The organism is Actinomadura sp. NPDC047616 (genome assembly GCF_040642915.1).
Taxonomy (GTDB): Bacteria; Actinomycetota; Actinomycetes; order Streptosporangiales; family Streptosporangiaceae; genus Spirillospora; species Spirillospora miaoliensis.
This window is the reverse complement of record NZ_JBEYTB010000011.1, coordinates 290,821-310,936: the sequence shown is the minus strand read 5'-3', so window position 1 is coordinate 310,936 and position 20,116 is coordinate 290,821. Positions and strand designations below refer to the sequence as shown.

16 protein-coding genes are annotated in these 20,116 nt (G+C 69.9%); all 16 read left to right on the top strand.

Going from position 1 to position 20,116, the window contains the following annotated elements:
* The first annotated feature begins 125 nt into the window (after positions 1-125).
* The 16 genes from ABZ801_RS26415 (at position 126) to rpoB (ending at position 20,114) form a co-directional block, all read left to right on the top strand.
* The gene (locus ABZ801_RS26415; RefSeq protein ID WP_360702478.1) at positions 126-968 is read left to right on the top strand and encodes an LppX_LprAFG lipoprotein; all 843 of its coding nucleotides are present in this window, start codon (positions 126-128) and stop codon (positions 966-968) included.
* Positions 969-1,157: 189 nt separating this feature from the next.
* A complete protein-coding gene (locus ABZ801_RS26410) occupies positions 1,158-2,054 on the top strand; it encodes an LppX_LprAFG lipoprotein (protein WP_360702475.1) in 897 nt (298 codons plus the stop codon).
* A 364-nt stretch (positions 2,055-2,418) separates the two neighbouring features.
* A complete protein-coding gene (gene rplJ, locus ABZ801_RS26405; RefSeq protein WP_344948869.1) occupies positions 2,419-3,027 on the top strand; it encodes a 50S ribosomal protein L10 in 609 nt (202 codons plus the stop codon).
* A 76-nt stretch (positions 3,028-3,103) separates the two neighbouring features.
* Positions 3,104-3,493, top strand: coding sequence for a 50S ribosomal protein L7/L12 (rplL, locus tag ABZ801_RS26400; RefSeq protein WP_360702472.1), 390 nt, complete (start codon positions 3,104-3,106; stop codon positions 3,491-3,493).
* Between the two features lie 416 nt (positions 3,494-3,909).
* On the top strand, positions 3,910-5,046 hold the full coding sequence (locus tag ABZ801_RS26395) for an ABC transporter ATP-binding protein (RefSeq protein ID WP_360702469.1): 1,137 nt from the start codon (positions 3,910-3,912) through the stop codon (positions 5,044-5,046).
* A 152-nt stretch (positions 5,047-5,198) separates the two neighbouring features.
* A complete protein-coding gene (locus ABZ801_RS26390; protein WP_344948022.1) occupies positions 5,199-5,897 on the top strand; it encodes an ABC transporter permease in 699 nt (232 codons plus the stop codon).
* A 3-nt stretch (positions 5,898-5,900) separates the two neighbouring features.
* Complete coding sequence (locus ABZ801_RS26385; RefSeq protein WP_344947490.1) at positions 5,901-6,749, top strand: ABC transporter permease; 849 nt, start codon at positions 5,901-5,903, stop codon at positions 6,747-6,749.
* A gap of 7 nt (positions 6,750-6,756) precedes the next feature.
* Positions 6,757-8,115 (top strand): MCE family protein, encoded by a 1,359-nt coding sequence (locus ABZ801_RS26380; protein WP_344947493.1) that lies wholly within the window; start codon positions 6,757-6,759, stop codon positions 8,113-8,115.
* A complete protein-coding gene (locus ABZ801_RS26375) occupies positions 8,112-9,179 on the top strand; it encodes an MCE family protein (RefSeq protein ID WP_360702467.1) in 1,068 nt (355 codons plus the stop codon). Before ABZ801_RS26380 ends, ABZ801_RS26375 begins: the two co-directional genes overlap by 4 nt.
* On the top strand, positions 9,180-10,256 hold the full coding sequence (locus ABZ801_RS26370; protein ID WP_360702464.1) for an MCE family protein: 1,077 nt from the start codon (positions 9,180-9,182) through the stop codon (positions 10,254-10,256).
* Positions 10,257-10,289: 33 nt separating this feature from the next.
* Positions 10,290-11,633, top strand: coding sequence for an MCE family protein (locus ABZ801_RS26365; RefSeq protein ID WP_360702461.1), 1,344 nt, complete (start codon positions 10,290-10,292; stop codon positions 11,631-11,633).
* A complete protein-coding gene (locus tag ABZ801_RS26360) occupies positions 11,630-13,015 on the top strand; it encodes an MCE family protein (protein ID WP_360702458.1) in 1,386 nt (461 codons plus the stop codon). Before ABZ801_RS26365 ends, ABZ801_RS26360 begins: the two co-directional genes overlap by 4 nt.
* Positions 13,012-14,499: an MlaD family protein gene (locus ABZ801_RS26355; RefSeq protein ID WP_360702455.1), complete on the top strand. Its 1,488-nt coding sequence runs from the start codon at positions 13,012-13,014 to the stop codon at positions 14,497-14,499. Before ABZ801_RS26360 ends, ABZ801_RS26355 begins: the two co-directional genes overlap by 4 nt.
* Before the next feature lie 58 nt (positions 14,500-14,557).
* Positions 14,558-15,079 carry a hypothetical protein gene (locus ABZ801_RS26350; RefSeq protein ID WP_344947510.1) on the top strand — a complete coding sequence of 174 codons (522 nt, stop codon included), beginning with the start codon at positions 14,558-14,560 and terminating at the stop codon, positions 15,077-15,079.
* Positions 15,076-16,167 (top strand): hypothetical protein, encoded by a 1,092-nt coding sequence (locus ABZ801_RS26345; RefSeq protein WP_360702451.1) that lies wholly within the window; start codon positions 15,076-15,078, stop codon positions 16,165-16,167. Before ABZ801_RS26350 ends, ABZ801_RS26345 begins: the two co-directional genes overlap by 4 nt.
* Before the next feature lie 479 nt (positions 16,168-16,646).
* On the top strand, positions 16,647-20,114 hold the full coding sequence (rpoB, locus tag ABZ801_RS26340) for a DNA-directed RNA polymerase subunit beta (protein WP_344947516.1): 3,468 nt from the start codon (positions 16,647-16,649) through the stop codon (positions 20,112-20,114).
* Positions 20,115-20,116: the final 2 nt, after the last annotated feature.

The following is a 20,116-nucleotide window of genomic DNA, read 5'->3' as shown; positions in this document are numbered from 1 at the left end:
GTCCCGTACGGGTACGCCGCCGGTCGTACCGCGAAGCGCGGCATTCGTACCATCGGGGGATGTTCGCCCGCGTTCGCCGGACGAGACTGTGGTCATCGGTAGGCAACCAGGGAGGCTCAATCCTCATGAATCGCCGATTCGCCGTGGCCGCGGGAGGCACCGCCGTGGGCGCCGCGCTGCTGCTGTCCGGCTGCGCCGGTGACGGCTCGGGAAACGTGTCCACGGGCGCGATGAAGCTGAGCGCCGCCGAGGCGGTCCTGCAGTCGTCGCAGAAGACCGGGCAGGCCGACTCGTTCAAGGCCGACCTGACCGTGACCGACGCGCGGAACGGCGCGCACGTGCAGGCCACCGGCCGGTTCCGGCTGCGGCCGGAGCTGGTGTTCAGCGCGCAGCTGCAGAAGGTCGGCGGCGGCCGGGGCCTGGACGGCGTCGGCGGGCAGGCGATCTACACCGGTGACGTCCTGTACGCCAAGGTCCCCCAGCTCGCCCGGTTCGCGGCCGGCGGCAAGCCGTGGGTGAAGGTGGACGTGGCGCAGGTGGGGCGGCAGACCGGCTTCGACGTCGCCGGCCTCGTCGAGCAGGTGCAGAAGGTCAACCCGGCCGAGCAGACCAAGATGTTCACCGCGTCCAAGGACGTGCGCAGGGTCGGTGAGGAGACCGTCGACGGGGTGCGCACCGTCCACTACACCGGGACGGTGACCGTCCAGGAGGCGCTGAACCGGCTCGACCCCGAGGTGCGGCAGCGGGTGAGCCGCTGGTTCCCGCAGGGCGCGTCCGGCGAGAAGATCAGCTTCGACCTGTGGACGGACGGCGACCAGCTGCCCCGCAAGATCGTGTCCAAGGGGACGGGCGGCGACACCGGCTCGCTGACCGTGCGCTACAGCGACTACGGCAAGTCGTTCAGCGTGAACCCGCCCCCCGCCGACCAGGTCGGCGACCTGTCGCTGAACGGGCTCTTCGGTAACTGACCGCCGGGCTCCCCGGCGACCGCCGGAGCGCGCCGCGGGCCCGGCCCCACTCGCGGCGCCCGGCCCGCGGGTCCGGCGCCGTTCCGCCCCAGATCGGGATGAACCACGTGGATCTTCTCGGCGTCTGATTGACTGTGCGGCTTGTAGCCGCTCGGCGCGGCCGTTCGTTTCACAACCGAGGAGAACCATATGATTCGTCGCTTCGCCGCGGGCACCGCGGTGGCCACCGGCCTGGCCCTGTCCCTGACCGGATGCCTGGGAGGGGCGGAGGAGGCCGGTGACGCCATCAAGCTCACGGCCGCGCAGGTGCTGGGCAAGGCGGCGGAGAAGACGGGGCAGACCGACTCGTTCAAGGCCACCGTGTCGATGCGGATGAACGACCCGCAGAGCGGGGCGGTCAGCGCGGACGGCGAGATGCAGTACCGCACCAAGCCGGACCTCGCCTACTCCATGAACCTGGGCCAGATGAGCGTGGGCGGCCAGTCCATGGGCGGCATGGAGCAGGTGTTCGTCGGCAACACGATGTACATGAAGATGCCGATGCTGACCCAGATGGCGAGCCGGCTCGGCGGCAGTGCCGGGCAGCTGGGCGCCAAGCCGTGGCTGAAGATCTCCCTGTCGGAGATCGGCCGGCAGTCGGGCATCAACGTCGAGCAGCTGCTGGAGCAGTCGCGGCAGCTCGACCCCGTCCAGAACACCAAGATGCTCACCGCCTCCAAGGACGCCCGCGAGGTGGGCAAGGAGACGGTCGAGGGCGTGGAGACCACCCACTACACCGGCACCTACCGGCTGCAGGACGCGGTGGCCAAGCTGCCGGCCGAGCAGCGCGAGGCGTACCAGAAGTCGCTGGCGCAGACCGGCATGGACTCGATGACCTTCGACCTGTGGGTCGACAAGGACCAGCTGCCGCGCAAGCTGGCGATGAAGAGCGCGCAGGGCGCCAAGGAGGACATGACGATCTCCATGACCTACCGGGACTACGGCAAGCCGGTGCAGATCGCCGCCCCGCCCGCCGACCAGGTCACCGACTTCAGCGCGCTGATGAAGAACCTGCCCGGCGGCGGGCAGATGCCCACCGGCAGCTGACCGCCCCGACCGCCACGAGGCCGCACCCTTCGACCGGGGTGCGGCCTCGCCGCATGTCGTCCCCGGGAACGGCGAGCGGCGAGACCGCGCACTTTCCCCGGTTTCCTGGGGAAAGGATTTTGTGCGCGGCCGGACGAGCGCGTACTCTTGACAACTGCCGAAGACCGCCGGTCGTCGCCCCGTTCGGGGCGGCCGAAGGACCCGCGCCCGTGAGGGTGCCGGGCGGCCCGCGTAGGTGAGACGAGAGCTTCCGTGCGACCTCCGTGTCGTGCCCACGCCCCGTGCGCCTACGCCGGGGCGTTTCTGTGTTCTGGCAGAGCCTTTCGCCCCGGCGGCTTCCACCCAGGTAATCGGAAGGAGGCCCATGGCAAAGGCCGACAAGGCCGCGGCGATCGCCGAGCTCACGGAAGAGTTCCAGAGCTCCAACGGCGCCGTGCTGACCGAGTACCGCGGGCTGACGGTGGCGCAGCTGAAGGAGCTGCGCACCAATCTCGGCGAGAACGCCCGGTTCGCCGTGGTGAAGAACACGCTGACCAAGATCGCCGCGTCCGACGCGGGCCTGGACGAGGAGTTCAGGAACCTGCTGCAGGGCCCGTCCGCGATCGCCTTCGTCAAGGGCGACGTGGTCGAGGCGGCCAAGGGGCTGCGTGACTTCGCCAAGGCCAACCCGCTGCTGGTGATCAAGGGCGGCTACATCGACGGCAAGCCGATGGACGCCGCCGAGGTCACCCAGCTCGCCGATCTGGAGTCTCGCGAGGTGCTCCTCGCGAAGCTGGCCGGCGCGATGAAGGGCTCCATGGCCAACGCGGCCGCCCTGTTCAACGCGCTGCCGACCCAGGCCGCCCAGCTCGCCGAGGCGCTGCGCGCCAAGCGCGAGGAGGCCGGCGAGACCGCCGAGGCCCCGGCCGTCCAGGCCGACGCCGACGCGGCCGAGGCCGCCGACGCCGACACGGCCGACGCGCCCGCCGAGTGACCGGGGTCCCACCCGGACCGACCACCCGCGGTCGTATCGACGACCCATCTGCCAAGCCCTAGCGGAGGAAAACACCATGGCGAAGCTCAGCACCGACGAGCTGCTCGACGCGTTCAAGGAGATGACCCTCCTGGAGCTGTCCGAGTTCGTCAAGCAGTTCGAGGAGACCTTCGACGTCAAGGCCGCCGCCCCCGTCGCCGCCGTCGCCGCCCCCGGCGCCCCGGCCGCGGCCGAGGGCCCGGCCGAGGAGGCCAAGGACGAGTTCGACGTCATCCTCGAGGCCGCCGGCGACAAGAAGATCCAGGTCATCAAGGAGGTTCGCGCCCTGACGAGCCTCGGCCTGAAGGAGGCCAAGGACCTGGTGGACGGCGCTCCCAAGCCGCTGCTGGAGAAGGTCAACAAGGAGCAGGCCGACAAGGCCAAGGAGGCCCTGGAGAAGGCCGGCGCGACGGTCACCGTCAAGTAAGGCTTCTCAGGCTTCTCGAAGCGCTCGCTCCGGCGCGCTTCGACTCGCTTCGTACGAGGCGGTCATCCCACGACGGTGGGGTGGCCGCCTCGTCGCGTTCCCGGCGGCGTCCCGATGGTCGGTTATCGGGAGTGGAGGTGTTCCGGTCATGTCCCTTGAGACGGGTCATCCTGGACCAGTAGTCTCACCAGGCGCGTAAGTAACGATTCTCTTACGACCTCACTGGACAGCGGGTCCAACCGGGCGCCCCCTCTTCCATTTCCGCTCCGGGCCGCTACGGTAGTGGCACCCGCCACAGCTACCCGGCGGTAGCAACGGGAGTGGCGCGCTGAGTGACGACGACGCACGGAGTGCTACGACCACAGCTGCTCGGTCTTTGGTTCCGGATTCCCCCCGGCCTGGACGAAAGGTGACGAGTGGGCGTCGAGATCAGGGTCGAGGGACTGACCAAGTCCTTCGGCCGCCAGACCATCTGGCAGGACGTGTCGCTGACGCTGCCCGCGGGAGAGATCAACGTGCTCCTCGGGCCCTCCGGCACGGGCAAGTCGGTGTTCCTGAAGTCGCTCGTCGGGCTGCTCAAGCCGGACCGCGGCCACATCTGGATCGGCGACCGGGACCTGCCGCGCCTGCCGGAGGCGCAGCTGTACGAGACCCGCAAGCTGTTCGGGGTGCTGTTCCAGGACGGCGCGCTGTTCGGGTCGATGAACATCTACGACAACATCGCCTTCCCGCTGCGCGAGCACACCCGCAAGTCCGAGTCGGAGATCAAGCGGATCGTCCTGGAGAAGATGGACATGGTCGGCCTGATCGGGGCCGAGCACAAGCTTCCCGGTGAGATCTCCGGCGGCATGAAGAAGCGCGCGGGCCTGGCCCGCGCCCTGGTGCTGGACCCGGAGATCCTGCTGGTGGACGAGCCGGACTCGGGCCTGGACCCGGTCCGCACCGCCTACCTCAACCAGCTGATCGTCGACCTGAACGCGCAGATCAACGCGACGTTCCTGATCGTCACCCACGACATCAACACCGCGCGGACCGTGCCGGACAACATCGGCCTGCTGTTCCGCCGCGAGCTGGTGATGTTCGGGCCGCGCGAGATGCTGCTGTCCAGCGAGGAGCCGGTCGTCCGGCAGTTCCTCAACGCCCGCCGGGTCGGCCCGATCGGGATGTCGGAGGAGAAGGACGTCTCCGAGCTGGAGGCCGAGGCCAAGATGGGCCACGACCCCGGCAAGCTGCCGCCGATCCCGCCGCAGCTGATGCCCAGCGACGGGCGGGTGCGCACGGGCCAGCACGCTCCGGGCGCCTGGTGCGCCGCGCACGGCGTGACGCCGCCGCCCGGCTCGTTCATCGACGACCTGGGCCGCAACTGGGTCGAGGAGTGGCCGCGTTACGTCGCGTCCATGGCCGCCGTGCCCGCGGGCCAGGCGGCGCCGCCCCCGCCGGCGGCCCAGCCGGCGCCGCCCGCGCAGCCCGGCGCGCCCGGCGCGGGTGCGCCGCCGCCCCCCGGCGCCTGGCCGCCGCCGCCCACCTCGCCACCCCCCGGAGGCCGGCCCTGATGTCGTCTCCTGGTATCGGCGCGAACCAGCGAGAGGGCACCACCAAGAACGGCGCCTCCGACGTGTTCCGCAAGGTCGGGGACGGCGCGGTCAACGTCGCCGTCAAGGAGCCCGGCCGGTTCTTCGCCCTGTGCCTGGACACCTTCCGGGCGATGTTCGTGTGGCCGTTCCAGTGGCGGGAGTTCATCCAGCAGTCCTGGTTCATCGTCTCGGTCACCGTGATCCCGACGATGCTGGTGGCGATCCCGTTCGGCGGGATCCTGTCGCTGCAGGTCGGCGGGCTGATCCGGCAGCTGGGCGCGCAGTCGTTCACCGGCGCGACCGCGGTGGTGGCGATCGTGCGCGAGGCCAGCCCGCTGGTCACCTCGCTGCTGGTGGCGGGCGCGGCGGGCTCGGCGATGTGCGCCGACATCGGCTCCCGCAAGATCCGCGAGGAGATCGACGCGATGGAGGTGCTGGGCATCAACCCCCTGCACCGCCTGGTGGTCCCGCGCATGCTGGCCTGCGCGTTCGTCGCGCTGTTCCTCAACGGCCTGGTGTCGGTGGTCGGCCTGGTCGGCGGCTACACCTTCAACGTGCTGCTGCAGGACGGCACGCCGGGCGCCTACCTGGCCTCGTTCAACGCCATCGCGCAACTGCCCGACCTGGTGCAGGCCGAGATCAAGGCGTTCGTGTTCGGCATCACCGCGGGGCTGGTCGCGGCGTACAAGGGGCTGAACGCCAAGGGCGGCCCGAAGGGCGTGGGCGACGCGGTCAACCAGACCGTCGTCATCACGTTCATGCTGCTGTTCCTGGAGAACTTCCTGATCTCCACCCTGTACTTCCAGTTCGTCCCGCAGAAGGGCATGTAGACAATGGCCGCGCCAGGCAAGACGGGCAGGGCCGTCTCCCGGGTGGTCAACGCCCCGCTGGAACGGCTGGACGACTTCGGGCACCAGCTGTCGTTCTACGCGCGGGCGTTCGCGTGGGTGTTCCGCGTGCTGCGCCGCTACCGCACCGAGGTGCTGCGGCTGCTGGCCGAGGTCAGCCTCGGCACCGGCGGGCTGGCGGTGATCGGCGGCAGCGTGGTGATCGTCGGGTTCATGACGTTCTTCACCGGCAGCCAGGTCGGCCTGCAGGGCTACAACTCGCTGAACCAGATCGGCACGGCCGCGTTCACCGGGTTCGTGGCGTCCTACTTCAACACGCGCGAGATCGCGCCGCTGGTGTCGGCGCTGGCGCTGTCGGCCACGGTGGGCTGCGGGTTCACCGCCCAGCTGGGCGCGATGCGGATCTCCGACGAGATCGACGCGCTGGAGGTCATGGCCGTCCCGTCCATGCCGTTCCTGGTGACCACGCGGCTGCTGGCCGGGATGATCGCGGTGATCCCGCTGTACGTGGTGGGCCTGCTGGCCTCCTACGGCGCCACCCGGCTGATCGTGACGCTCTTCTACGAGCAGTCCACCGGCACCTACGACCACTACTTCCATCTGTTCCTACCGCCGTACGACATCCTCTGGTCGTTCGGCAAAGTGATCGTCTTCTCGATGCTCGTGATGCTGATCCACTGCTACTACGGCTACAACGCCAGCGGCGGACCGGCCGGGGTGGGCGTGGCGGTGGGCCGCGCCGTGCGCACCAGCATCGTCGTCATCAACGTGGCGGACCTGCTGCTCGGCATGGCCATCTGGGGCGCCACCACGACCGTGCGGATCGCGGGGTGAGCCGGCGATGACGTCCCTTCCGCAGAGCCCGTCGCGTCCGTTCGGCGGCATGTCGCAGAAGATCCGCCACCGGCTGCTCGGGCTGTCCATGCTGGTGGTGATCGTGCTGCTGCTGGCGTTGACGGTGGCGCTGTTCAACAAGGCGCTCACCCCCGTCGTCCGGGTGAAGGTGGACGCCGAGCGGGCCGGGCTGCAACTGCTGCCCCGCTCCGACGTCAAGGTGCGCGGGCTGATCGTGGGGGAGGTGCGCGGCACCCGCGCCACGTCCGACGGCGCGATCCTCGACCTGGCGATCGACCCGGACAAGGCCAAGCTGATCCCGCGCAACGTGCAGGCGCGGCTGCTGCCCAAGACGCTGTTCGGCGAGAAGTACGTCGACCTGCAGATCCCGGCGCAGCCCGGGCCGGTCGGGCTGCGCGGCGGCCAGGTGATCCGGCAGGACCGCTCGCAGGCCGCGGTGGAGATCGACCAGGTGCTGGACAACCTGCTGCCGCTGCTGGAGGCGGTGCCGCCCGCCAAGCTGAACGCCACGCTGAACGCCCTGGCCACCGCGCTGCAGGGCCGCGGCGACCAGATCGGCCGCAACCTGGAGCAGGCCGACGCGCTGCTGAAGAAGATCAACCCGGAGCTGGGCACGCTGGTCTACGACCTGCGGGCGCTGGCCGACACCGCCGACGTCTACGACCAGGCCGCCCCGGACCTGCTGCGGACGCTGCGCAACATCAACGTCACCAGCGACACCATCACGCAGAAGCGCGGCACGATCGAGGACCTCATCCCGCAGATCACCGGTTTCTCCACCAAGGGCGACCGGTTCATGCGCACCAACGGCCCCAAGATCATCGGGTTCAACATCGCCAGCCGGGACGGCCTGGCGCTGATCGCCCGGTACTCGCCCTCGCTGCCCTGCGTCACCGAGGGGATCATGAAGCTCAAGCCGCGCGCCGAGGAGGCGGGCGGCGGCCGCACCCCGACGTTCAACCTCACCATCGAGATCATCAAGCCGCGGCCGGGCTACAAGAACCCGCTGGACCTGCCCGAGGCCAAGGACCAGCGCGGGCCGCGCTGCTACAACCTGCCCAACCCCAAGGTCCCCTTCCCCGACTACCTGGCGCTGGACGGCACACAGGACGACCTGTGGTGGAAGGACCCGCACGACCCGAACCAGCCGCTGCCCCCGGGCCACGGCACCCGCGGCCGGGCCGCCTCGGGCGTGCTGGTCGACCCCGGCACCCAGATGAGCGACACGGAGAAGGTCAAGGCCATGGTGGGCCCGCTCACCCGGACCCCGTCCGACCAGGTCCCCGACGCGGCCCAGCTCCTGTTCGGCCCGCTACTGGACGGAGCGGTGGTGGAGGTCAAGTGAGCGCAGTCGTGGGTAGGACGACCAGTGCCGCGATCAAGCTGGGGATCTTCGTCGTCCTCACGTCCCTGGCGACCGGCGTGCTGGCGATGACGATCTCCAACGTGCGCTTCGCCGACACGCGCACCTACAAGGCCGTGTTCTCCGACGCGACCGGGCTGCTGTCCAACGACGACGTGCGGATCGCCGGGGTGCGGGTCGGGCAGGTCGAGGACGTCAAGCTGTACTCCGACCGCTCCGACGGCGGGAAGATGAAGGCGCTCGTCACGTTCAGCGTGCAGCGCGAGGGGGCGCTGCGGGCCGGGCTGCCGGAGTCGACCGGGGTGCAGCTGCGCTACCGCAACCTGATGGGGCAGCGGTACCTGTCGCTGAGCCAGGAGCAGCCGGGCCAGGTGAACGGCTTCCTGCGGCCGGGCGCGGTGATCCCCGACGCCAAGACCGAGGAGGCCCTCGACCTCACCGCGCTGTTCAACGGGTTCCGCCCGCTGTTCCGCGCCCTGGAGCCGCAGGACGTCAACAAGCTCGCCATGGAGATCGTCCAGGTCCTGCAGGGCGAGTCCGGCACCGTCAACAGCCTGCTGGCGCACCTGGCGTCGCTGACCAACACGCTCGCCGACCGGGACCGGGTGATCGGCAGTGTGATCACCAACCTGAACAACGTGCTGGGCGCGATCGACTCGCGGCACACCGAGATCAACAAGCTGATCGTCGACCTGCGCGGGCTGGTGAGCGGCGTCGCGGCGGACCGGGACGCGATCTTCGACTCGGTGGCGGCGCTGAACGGGCTGAGCTCCACCACCGCGGCACTGCTCAAGGACGTGCGTCCCGACGTGCGCGACGACATCGCGGGCCTGCGCCGGCTCACCGCGACCCTCAACGCCAACGAGAAGGACCTGGACAAGGCGCTCAAGCAAACACCGGACCGGATGGAGGGGCTGATCCACATCTCCTCCTACGGGTCGTGGTTCAACATGTACCTCTGCGGCCTCGACGCGCGGGTGCGGCTGCCGGGCGGCCCGGTCTACCAGACCCCGGCGATCGTGAACGAGAACGCGAGGTGCAAGTAGATGAGGATCCCGTTCCGGGAGCGCAACCCGGTTCCCATCGGCCTCACCGCGTTCGCGGTCATCGCCGTCGCGCTGCTGGTGGCGCTGAACCTGGAGAACCTGCCGCTGGTCAACGGGCAGCGCACGTACACCGCGGCGTTCGCCGAGGCCGCCGGGCTCAAGCCCGACGAGGAGGTGCGGATCGCCGGGGTCAAGGTCGGCAAGGTCACCGAGCTGGAGCTGGACGGCGACCACGTCAAGGTCACCTTCCGGGTGGACGACGAGGTGCGGCTGGGCTGGAAGACCACGGCCGCCATCAAGATCAAGACGCTGCTGGGCGCGCACTACGTGGAGCTGAAGCCGGACGGCACCGGACGGCTGAAGCACATCCCGCGCGCACGCACCAGCACCCCGTTCGAGGTCGTCCCCGCCATCGGCGAGCTGAGCCAGCGGGTCGACGACATCGACACCCGGCAGCTGGCCAAGTCGTTCGACGTGCTGTCGGACACCTTCGAGAACTCCCCGGACGAGATCCGGGCGGCGCTGCAGGGGCTGCGGCGGCTGTCGCACACGGTCGCGTCCCGCGACGACGAACTGCACGAGCTGGCCGACCGCGCCAAGGACGTCTCGCAGCTGCTGGCCGACCGCAACCAGGACTTCGTCAAGCTGCTGCGGGACGGCGACAAGATCCTGCAGGAGGTGCAGGCCCGCCGCGCGGTGATCCACCAGCTGCTGGTCAACACGGTCGCGCTGACCCAGCAGGTGAACGCGCTGATCAAGGAGAACGAGGCGCAGCTCAAGCCGATGCTGGCCAACCTGGAGCGGGTCAACAAGGTGCTGCTGCGCAACCAGGAGAACCTGGACCGCATGCTCCAGCTGTACGCGCCGTTCGCCCGGCAGTTCGCCGACGTCGCGGGCAGCGGCCGCTGGTTCGACGCCTACCTGCAGAACCTGCTGCCGATCCCGGCGTCGATCCAGAACCCGCCGGCGCAGAACGGCGGCAACGGCGCCCAGCGCGGCACCGGCACGCAGCAGGGGGGTCGGCCAGGGCAGTCAGGCCACCGGCAGGGCAACAGCGTGTTGCCGTTCCTCCCGTGAGTCCTCCCGTGAGCGAGCACCAGGCAGGCATCCGTGCGTAACCAAGGAACCATCCTCCGCCTCGGCGGCGTCGTCCTCGTCGTCGCCGTGCTGGCGGCCGTGCTCCTGTCGGTGTTGCGGGAGCCGGAGCAGAAGCACCTGACGGCGTACTTCACCCGGACGGTCGGCCTGTATCCGGGCGCCGACGTGCGGATCCTCGGCATCCCCGTCGGGAAGGTCACCGAAGTCACCCCGGTCGGCGGTTCGGTGCGGGTGAAGATGCGCTACGAGGCCAAGTACAAGGTGCCCGCCGACGCCCAGGCCGTCATCGTCAACCAGACGCTCGTGTCCGACCGGTACGTGCAGCTCACCCCCGTCTACAAGGGCGGCGCGGTGATGGCCGACGGGACGACGCTGGCGGTCAACCGCACGCAGGTGCCCGTCGAGGTCGACCAGGTCGGCTCCAGCCTGAACGAGCTGTCCAAGGCGCTCGGCCCGCAGGGCGCCAACTCGCAGGGCGCGCTGTCGCGGCTGCTGCAGGTCGGCGCGGACACCCTGGACGGCCAGGGCGAGGACATCCGGCAGACGATCTCCGACACCTCCGAGCTGCTCGGCACGCTCAGCGAGGACCGCGAGGACGTGGCGCAGACCATCGAGAACCTGCGGATCATCACCCGCGCGCTGAAGGACAACGACGCGCAGGTCAGGCAGTTCAACCGGCACCTCAGCGGGGTGTCGGCGCAGCTGGCGGCCGAGCGCGAGGAGCTGAGCGCGGCGCTGAACACGCTCGGCCCGACGCTGCGCAACGTCCAGCGGTTCGTCAAGGACAACCGCGAGCAGCTGTCGGACAACGTGCGGCAGCTCGCGCAGATCACCGGCGTGCTGGTCAAGGAGAAGGACGCCCTGGCCGAACTGCTGATCGCGGCGCCGCTGGCCATCAACAACGTGGGCCGCGCCTACGACCCGATCAGCGGCACCATCCACAACCGGGTGAACTTCCTGCAGTTCGACAACCTGGCCGACTGGGTGTGCTCGCTGGCCTACTCGGTCGGCACCCCGGCCAAGCAGTGCCTGGACTTCGTCACCCCCTACAACGGCATCGGCAAGGCGCTCGGCGGGCTGAGCCTGGACCTGTCCTGGATCACGGCGCTCACCACGCACTACGACCCCGAGCCGATCCCGCCGGACGCCTACGGCCCCAACGCGGGCGCGGGCTCGACCAAGAGCACGTCGAGCACGTCGTCCAAGGCGAAGAAGTCCAAGAACGCCAAGGCCGCGAGCGCCGGCGACGCCCAGAACGGTCAGAGCGGTCAGAGCGGCCAGAACGCCGGCGGGGCGGGCACCCGGCAGGACCCCCGCAAGGACTTCACGGCCCTGCTGCCAGGAGGTGGCCGATGATCAGGCGGCGAGCCGACGAGCACGCGACCCGTCCGGGCGGCCGGACGGGCGCCGCGGCCGTCCGGCGGCTGGGCGCCGTCGCGCTGGCCGCCGCGGCGGCGCTGTCGGGCTGCTCGTTCCGCGGCGTGGACTCGATCCCGCTGCCCGGCGGCCCCGACCTGGGCTCCGACCCCCGGACCATCAAGATCGAGTTCTCGAACGTGCTGGATCTGGTGCCGCAGTCGGTGGTGAAGGTCAACGACGTGTCGGTCGGCAAGGTCGACAAGGTGGACCTGGCCGGCGGCCCGGGCGGCTGGCACGCGGTGGTCACCGTCAAGGTGCGCCGAGACGTGAAACTGGCCGACAACGCCGTCGCCACGATCAACCAGACCAGCCTGCTGGGCGAGAAGTTCGTGGCACTGGCCAACCCGACGACCGAGGCGCCGCGCGGCGAGCTCGGCTCGGGCGACGTCATCCCGCTGTCGCGCACCCGGCAGGGCACCGAGGTGGAGACGGTGCTGTCGGCGATGTCGATGCTGCTCAACAACGGCGGCCTGGAGCAGATCTCCACGATCACCCACGAGCTGAACGCGGCGATGAGCGGCCGCGAGCCGCAGATCCGGTCCGTGCTGAACCGCGTCGACACCTTCGTCGGCACCCTGGACCGCAACCGCGCCGCGATCACCCGGGCGCTGGACAGCATCGACCGGCTGTCGGCCAAGCTGTCGGCCGAGCGGCGCACCATCACCGAGACCGCCGACCGCACCGGCCCGGCCATCGAGGTCCTGCGCCGCAACCGCGCCGACCTGACCAAGATGCTGGTCAGCCTGGACAAGCTCAGCCGCACCACCACCGACGTGCTGAACAAGTCGCACGCCGACCTGGTGGCCAACCTGCGCGACATCGACGAGATCCTGCGCAACCTCAACAAGGCGGGCGAGAACCTGCCCAAGTCGCTGGAGACCCTGCTGACGTTCCCGTTCCCGCCCACCTTCAGCAACGTCATCCGCGGCGACTACGGCAACGTCCGGCTCACCGTCGACCTGGACTTCGAGAGCATCGCCCACAACCTGTTCGGCGGCACCGAGCTGGAGAAGCTGGCGGGCAGCGGCCGCCGGATGCGTGACATGCTCACCGTCCCGAACGTGACGCTGCCGCAGACGCCGCTCGGCGTGCTGCCGCAGCTGCCCGGCGGCACCGGCGGTGGAGGCGGGGGCGGCGGGCTGCCCGGACTCCCGGCCCCCGGCAACGGCGGCCAGAACGGCCAGAACGGCGGCCAGAACGGCGGCCAGAACGGCGGCCGGACGGGCGACGGGCAGCCGGGCAGCGGGCAGAACCGGCCGGGGGCGATGGCCCCACAACAGCGTGATCTGGAGACCCTGATGACGGGGGGCCTGGCGTGATCCTCAAACCGGGCGTCAAGATCCAGCTGCTGGTCTTCGCGGTCATCACCGTGATCGGCGTGTACGTGGTGACGGTCAACTACATCGGGCTGGGCCGCGAGGTGTTCGACCGGCAGTACACCGCCTACGTCGACCTCACCGACTCCGGCGGCGTGTTCACCGGCGCCGAGGTGACCTACCGCGGCGTGGCGGTCGGACGGGTCGGCCCGATCCAGCTCACCCGGGACGGCATCCGCGTCAAGCTGGAGCTGAACCGGGGCCGCGACATCCCGCGCGACGGGCTGGTCGCCGTGGTGGCCAACCGGTCCGCGGTCGGCGAGCAGTACATCGACCTGCAACCCGCCCGCAACGGCCGTCCCTACCTGCACGACTACGTCGACGGCCGCCCGTACACGATCCCGCGGCAGAACACCCGGCTGCCGGTGTCCACCGCCGAGCTGCTGCGCAACGTCAACACGTTGATCGAGCGCAACAACCTCAGGCCGGAGAACCTGCGCACGATCGTCGACGAGCTGGACAAGGCGTTCTCCGGCTCGGCCGCCGACCTGCAGCGGATCCTGGACGACACCGACCGGCTGCTGAAGACCGCCGACGAGGCGTACCCGGCGACCAAGGAACTGCTGGACAACAGCCGCACCGTGCTGGACACCCAGCGCGCCCAGGGCGCCGACATCCGCGCCTTCGCCCGCAACCTCAACCAGCTCACCACCCAGCTGCGCCGCGACGACCCGGCCCTGCGCTCCACCATCGACGCGGCCCCGCCCGCGGTCGGCCAGCTCGACGCGACGATCGACGACCTGGCGCCGACCCTGCCGGTGCTGCTGGCCAACATGACCAGCACCGGGCAGGTCATCGCGTCCCGCCAGGACGGGCTGCGGTCGCTGTTCATCCTGTACCCGATCGCCGTGGCCGGGGCGTTCACCGTGACGCCGGGCGACGGCACCCAGCACCTCGGCCTGGCGTTCAACATCAACGCCCCGGCGCCGTGCACCAAGGGCTACGAGGTGACGCAGCGGCGCTGGCCGCAGTTCACCGGCCCCAAGGAGCCGCCGCTGACGGCCGGGTGCAAGGAGCCCGCGGACTCGGACAAGGTCGTCCGCGGCACCCGCAACTTCCCCAAGGACGCCATCCGCCCGTACCCGAAGGTCCCCGCGGGTGCCACCGACGGCGCCGGGTTCCCGCCCGGGGGCGCGGACGGCGGCTCCAGCGGTTCTGAGGGGGCGCGCAAGGCGTCCGGCGAGGAGAAGAAGACTGAGGACCCCAAGCGGGCCGCGGGGGACGACCCCGGCGTCCAGCCCCAGAGCGCCGTCTCCGTCCCGCTCGGCCCCACCCGCGTGGAACTCGCCGGGTACGATCCATCGACCGGATGGGTCTACGGGCCGGACGGCAAGCGTTACGGCATGGGCTGGACGGGCGGCCAGCAGCGTCTGCTCGGCGAGGCGGGCTGGAAGATGCTCCTGCTGGGCCCCCTTGGGCTGAACTGACCACCGAGCCTGTACCGACCACCGAGGCCGGGCTGATCCCTGTGAAGGAGGCGACGCGATGAGGTACGGCGCGACCGACGCGATCGACGCCAAGGCGTCGCGCGGCCGCCGGACCACCCTGACCGTGCTCGGCGTGCTGGCCGTGGGGCTGGCCGTGGCGACGGGGGTGTTCGGCTACCGGTACTGGCAGGCCCAGGACGAGGAGAAGCGGCGCGCGGCCGCCACCCAGGCCGCCCGGCAGACCGCCGTGAACCTGTCCAGCCTGGACTACCGCGACATCCAGAAGGGCATCGACCGGGTGCTGGCGGGGCTGACCGGCGACATCCGCAACCAGTGGGCCACCCAGGCCAAGACCGTCGCCGACGTCGCCACCAAGAACCAGTCGATGTCCCAGGTGCAGCAGGTGCGCGCCGGCGTGGTGTCGATGGATGGTGACTCCGCCGAGGTCATCGTGGCGATCACGTCGACCACCACCAGCCCGAAGGTGCCGCAGGGCGCGCCCCGGTACTACCGCTACTCGATGGATCTGACCCGTACCGACGGGCGCTGGCTCGTCTCGAACTTCGGGATTGTCCCATGACGATGCTCGGACGCAGGAAGCGCGAGGCCGCCGAGAAGGCCAAGAAGGCCGAGAAGGCCCGGCAGCGCGCCGAGGAGGCCGCGCGCAAGGCCCGCGAGGCCGCCGAGGCCGCCGAACGCGCGGCCCGCGAGGCGGCCGAGGCGGAGGCCGAGCAGGCGGAGGCCGAGCAGCGGGACGAGGCCGAGGCCGACACCGAGACCAAGGTCGAGACCAAGTCCAAGTCCAAGGCCGAGTCCAAGTCGAAGGGCAAGGACGCCCCGGAGGCCGAGGACGGCTCCGAGGCGTCCGACGAGCCGGAGAAGCCCGCTGAGGCGTCCGACGACGAGGGCGACTCCGAAGCCGGCGACGACACGCCCGAGACCGCCGAGGACGCCGACAGCGCCGAGGAGACGGACAAGAGCGGGTCTCGGGAGACCGACGCCGCCGAGGCCGACGCCGAGGAGACCGACGCCGAGGACGCCGAGGACGAGGACAAGCCCGTCCTCACCAAGGCCAAGGCGACCAAGACCAAGAGCAAGACGACCGAGGCCGAGGACGACGCCGAGCAGGCCGAGGACGACGACGAGGATGAGCGCGCCCCTGGACGGGCGCGGCGGTTTGTCGAGGCGGTAGCGTCCGCCGGTGCGCCCGGGTACGCGCTGATCGCCGTCAACGTGGCGCTGGCGGTGGGGCTGGCGTGGCTGGTGCTGGCCGTGAACCGGGCCGGTGACCAGGAGGCGGCCGCCGACCAGGTGAAGTTCGCCGCGTCGCGGGCCGCCGAGGACCTGTCGTCGTACGACTTCCGCACGATCGACGCCGACCTCAAGCGGGCCACCGGGCAGACCACCGGCGAGTTCAGGACCGAGTTCCAGCGGCTGACCGGGACGGTGCGGACGTCGGCCACCCAGCAGCAGGCGGTGGTCGAGGGCACCGCGGTCAAGACGGCCGTGGAGAGCGTCGACGGCGACCGGGCCGTCGCGCTGGTGTTCCTCAACCAGCAGACCGCCAAGGGCAGCAGCGGCCAGCGCACGCCGAGCCAGTTCTCGATGCGCCTGGTCATGCGCAAGATCGGCGACCGCTGGCTGGTCTCCGAGCTGCAGATGCTCTGACCCGGGACCCGCCTGGACCGGGCGAACGCGCCCGGCCGCGGCCCCCGGTTTCCGCACCCCCTGACGCGCCCCGCCTCCGCGGGGCGCGAGTTTGCTCTTGGCCGGGCTCGGTGGTTTCCTGGATCGCCGATCAGGACCCCGGGCGGCGCGGACGCGCTGGGCTACCGGCGGGTAGGGGGCCGAATCCTAAACTATGGCCTTCCTCACTGCAGGTCAGAGCCCGAAAAGTCCAAGTCCGCTCTTGACTCGGGGCCGCTGAGGAGCGATGCTCCATGGCAACTGTGATGCATACAGCGGCGCTAGACTTGCATGCGGTGTGGTGGTCGGCTACACTGCCCCTTTGCGCTGCCCTCTGACTATCCATGTGCTGAACATCCCCGTCATGTCCCGCTTGCGGGCGGTCTGCTCGGGTGTCCGGTACCTGGATCGTCTGGCGTGCGCGTCATCTGTTACGCCGCGAGCCCTCGGAAGGACCACTCTTGGCAGCCTCGCGCAACGCCTCGAATACCGCAACCGGTCCGCACCGCGTCTCCTTCGCGCGCATCAAGGAGCCGCTCGAAGTCCCGGACCTCCTCGCGCTGCAGACCAACTCGTTTGACTGGCTGCTGGGCAACGAGAGGTGGAAGGCCCGGGTCGAGGCGGCCCAGAAGGCCGGTAGTAAGAGTGTCCCGACGCAGTCGGGCCTTGAGGAGATCTTCGAGGAGATCAGTCCCATCGAGGACTTCTCCGGGACCATGTCTCTGTCGTTCCGGGACCACCGCTTCGAGCCGCCCAAGTACTCCGTCGAGGAGTGCAAGGACAAGGACATGACCTACTCCGCCCCGATGTTCGTCACGGCGGAGTTCATCAACAACACCACCGGTGAGATCAAGAGCCAGACGGTGTTCATGGGCGACTTCCCGCTCATGACGCCCAAGGGCACCTTCATCATCAACGGTACCGAGCGGGTGGTGGTCTCCCAGCTGGTCCGCTCGCCCGGCGTCTACTTCGACCGCGCCCTGGACAAGGCGTCCGACAAGGACATCTACGGGTGCAAGGTCATCCCCAGCCGCGGCGCCTGGCTGGAGTTCGAGATCGACAAGCGCGACAACGTGGGCGTGCGCATCGACCGCAAGCGCAAGCAGCCGGTGACCGTGCTGCTCAAGGCGCTGGGCTGGGACGAGGCCCGCATCCGCGAGCGGTTCGGCGGCTACGAGTCGATCAACGTCACGCTGGAGAAGGACCACACCTCCGGCCAGGACGACGCGCTGCTGGACATCTACCGCAAGCTGCGTCCGGGCGAGCCGCCGACCAAGGAGTCGGCGCAGACCCTGCTGGAGAACCTGTACTTCAACCCCAAGCGCTACGACCTCGCCAAGGTCGGCCGCTACAAGGTCAACAAGAAGCTCGGCCTGGACCTGGACATGAACGCCGGGACCCTGACCGAGGACGACATCGTGGCCACCATCGAGTACCTCGTCCGGCTGCACGCCGGCGAGGAGGAGGCCACCGTCGGCGTGGTGCCGGTGCCGATCGAGGTCGACGACATCGACCACTTCGGCAACCGCCGCCTGCGCACCGTCGGCGAGCTGATCCAGAACCAGGTCCGGCTGGGCCTGGCCCGTATGGAGCGGGTCGTCCGCGAGCGGATGACCACACAGGACGTCGAGGCGATCACGCCGCAGACGCTGATCAACATCCGGCCGGTCGTCGCCTCCATCAAGGAGTTCTTCGGCACCAGCCAGCTGTCGCAGTTCATGGACCAGACCAACCCGCTGGCCGGGCTGACCCACAAGCGGCGCCTGAACGCGCTGGGGCCGGGCGGTCTGTCCCGTGAGCGCGCGGGCATGGAGGTCCGCGACGTCCACCCGTCGCACTACGGCCGCATGTGCCCGATCGAGACGCCGGAAGGCCCGAACATCGGCCTGATCGGCTCCCTGGCCGCCTTCGGCCGCGTCAACCCGTTCGGCTTCGTCGAGACCCCGTACCGCAGGGTGGTCGACGGCCGGGTCACCGACGACATCGACTACCTGACCGCCGACGAAGAGGACCGCTACGTCATCGCGCAGGCCAACTCGCCGATGACCGAGGACGGCACCTTCGCCGAGGACCGCGTGCTGGTCCGCAAGAAGGGCGGCGAGGTCGAGCTGGTGCCGCCGGCCGAGGTCCAGTACATCGACGTGTCGGCGCGGCAGATGACCTCCGTGGCCACCGCCATGATCCCGTTCCTGGAGCACGACGACGCCAACCGGGCGCTCATGGGCTCCAACATGCAGCGTCAGGCGGTGCCGCTGCTGCGCAGCGAGTCGCCGCTGGTCGGCACCGGCATGGAGTACCGCGCCGCGACCGACGCCGGCGACGTGATCCTGGCCGACAAGGCCGGCGTGGTGGAGGAGGTCTCCGCCGACTACGTCACCGTGATGAACGACGACGGCACCCGCACCACCTACCGGGTCGCCAAGTTCAAGCGGTCCAACCAGGGCACCTGCTTCAACCAGAAGCCCATCGTGGACGAGGGGCAGCGGGTCGAGGCCGGGCAGGTCATCGCCGACGGTCCGTGCACCGAGAACGGCGAGATGGCGCTCGGCAAGAACCTGCTGGTGGCGTTCATGCCCTGGGAGGGGCACAACTACGAGGACGCGATCATCCTGTCCCAGCGCCTGGTGCAGGACGACGTGCTCAGCTCGATCCACATCGAGGAGCACGAGGTCGACGCCCGCGACACCAAGCTGGGCCCCGAGGAGATCACCCGGGACATCCCGAACGTCTCCGAGGAGGTGCTGGCCGACCTCGACGAGCGCGGCATCATCCGCATCGGCGCCGACGTCGTCCCCGGCGACATCCTGGTCGGCAAGGTCACCCCGAAGGGTGAGACCGAGCTGACCCCCGAGGAGCGGCTGCTGCGCGCAATCTTCGGTGAGAAGGCCCGCGAGGTCCGCGACACCTCCCTGAAGGTGCCGCACGGTGAGCAGGGCAAGGTCATCGGCGTCCGGGTGTTCTCCCGCGACGAGGGCGACGAGCTGCCCCCGGGCGTCAACGAGCTGGTCCGGGTGTACGTCGCGCAGAAGCGCAAGATCACCGACGGCGACAAGCTGGCCGGCCGGCACGGCAACAAGGGCGTCATCTCCAAGGTGCTGCCGGTCGAGGACATGCCGTTCCTGGAGGACGGCACCCCGGTCGACGTCATCCTCAACCCGCTGGGCGTGCCCGGCCGTATGAACGTCGGCCAGGTGCTGGAGACCCACCTGGGCTGGGTCGCCAGCCAGGGGTGGAAGATCGAGGGCGACGACGCCGACTGGAAGCGGGCGCTGCGGGAGCTGGGCGCCGAGGAGGCGCCGCCGTGGACCAAGACCGCCACGCCGGTGTTCGACGGTGCCCGCGAGGACGACGTCACCGGGCTGATCGAGAGCACCCTGCCCAACCGGGACGGCCGCCGCATGGTCGGCCCCGGCGGCAAGGCGCGGCTGTTCGACGGCCGCACCGGTGAGCCGTACAGGGACCCGATCTCGGTCGGCTACATCTACATCCTCAAGCTGCTCCACCTGGTCGACGACAAGATCCACGCGCGGTCGACCGGCCCCTACTCCATGATCACGCAGCAGCCGCTGGGCGGTAAGGCCCAGTTCGGCGGCCAGCGGTTCGGTGAGATGGAGGTGTGGGCGCTGGAGGCGTACGGCGCCGCCTACGCCCTGCAGGAGCTGCTGACCATCAAGTCCGACGACGTCCTCGGCCGCGTCAAGGTCTACGAGGCCATCGTCAAGGGCGAGAACATCCCCGAGCCCGGCATTCCCGAGTCCTTCAAGGTGCTCATCAAGGAGATGCAGTCGCTCTGCCTCAACGTCGAGGTGCTGTCCAGCGACGGCATGTCCATCGAGATGCGCGACACCGATGAGGACGTCTTCCGCGCCGCGGAGGAGCTCGGCATCGACCTGTCCCGGCGTGAGCCGAGCAGTGTCGAAGAGGTCTGATC

Coding starts and splice junctions, on each gene's coding strand:
- ABZ801_RS26390 (WP_344948022.1), top strand. CDS start 5,199: ATGTTCGTGTGGCCGTTCCAGTGGCGGGAGTTCATCCAGCAGTCCTGG.
- rplL (WP_360702472.1), top strand. CDS start 3,104: ATGGCGAAGCTCAGCACCGACGAGCTGCTCGACGCGTTCAAGGAGATG.
- ABZ801_RS26345 (WP_360702451.1), top strand. CDS start 15,076: ATGACGATGCTCGGACGCAGGAAGCGCGAGGCCGCCGAGAAGGCCAAG.
- ABZ801_RS26360 (WP_360702458.1), top strand. CDS start 11,630: ATGATCAGGCGGCGAGCCGACGAGCACGCGACCCGTCCGGGCGGCCGG.
- ABZ801_RS26385 (WP_344947490.1), top strand. CDS start 5,901: ATGGCCGCGCCAGGCAAGACGGGCAGGGCCGTCTCCCGGGTGGTCAAC.
- ABZ801_RS26415 (WP_360702478.1), top strand. CDS start 126: ATGAATCGCCGATTCGCCGTGGCCGCGGGAGGCACCGCCGTGGGCGCC.
- rplJ (WP_344948869.1), top strand. CDS start 2,419: ATGGCAAAGGCCGACAAGGCCGCGGCGATCGCCGAGCTCACGGAAGAG.
- ABZ801_RS26380 (WP_344947493.1), top strand. CDS start 6,757: ATGACGTCCCTTCCGCAGAGCCCGTCGCGTCCGTTCGGCGGCATGTCG.
- ABZ801_RS26350 (WP_344947510.1), top strand. CDS start 14,558: ATGAGGTACGGCGCGACCGACGCGATCGACGCCAAGGCGTCGCGCGGC.
- ABZ801_RS26370 (WP_360702464.1), top strand. CDS start 9,180: ATGAGGATCCCGTTCCGGGAGCGCAACCCGGTTCCCATCGGCCTCACC.
- ABZ801_RS26410 (WP_360702475.1), top strand. CDS start 1,158: ATGATTCGTCGCTTCGCCGCGGGCACCGCGGTGGCCACCGGCCTGGCC.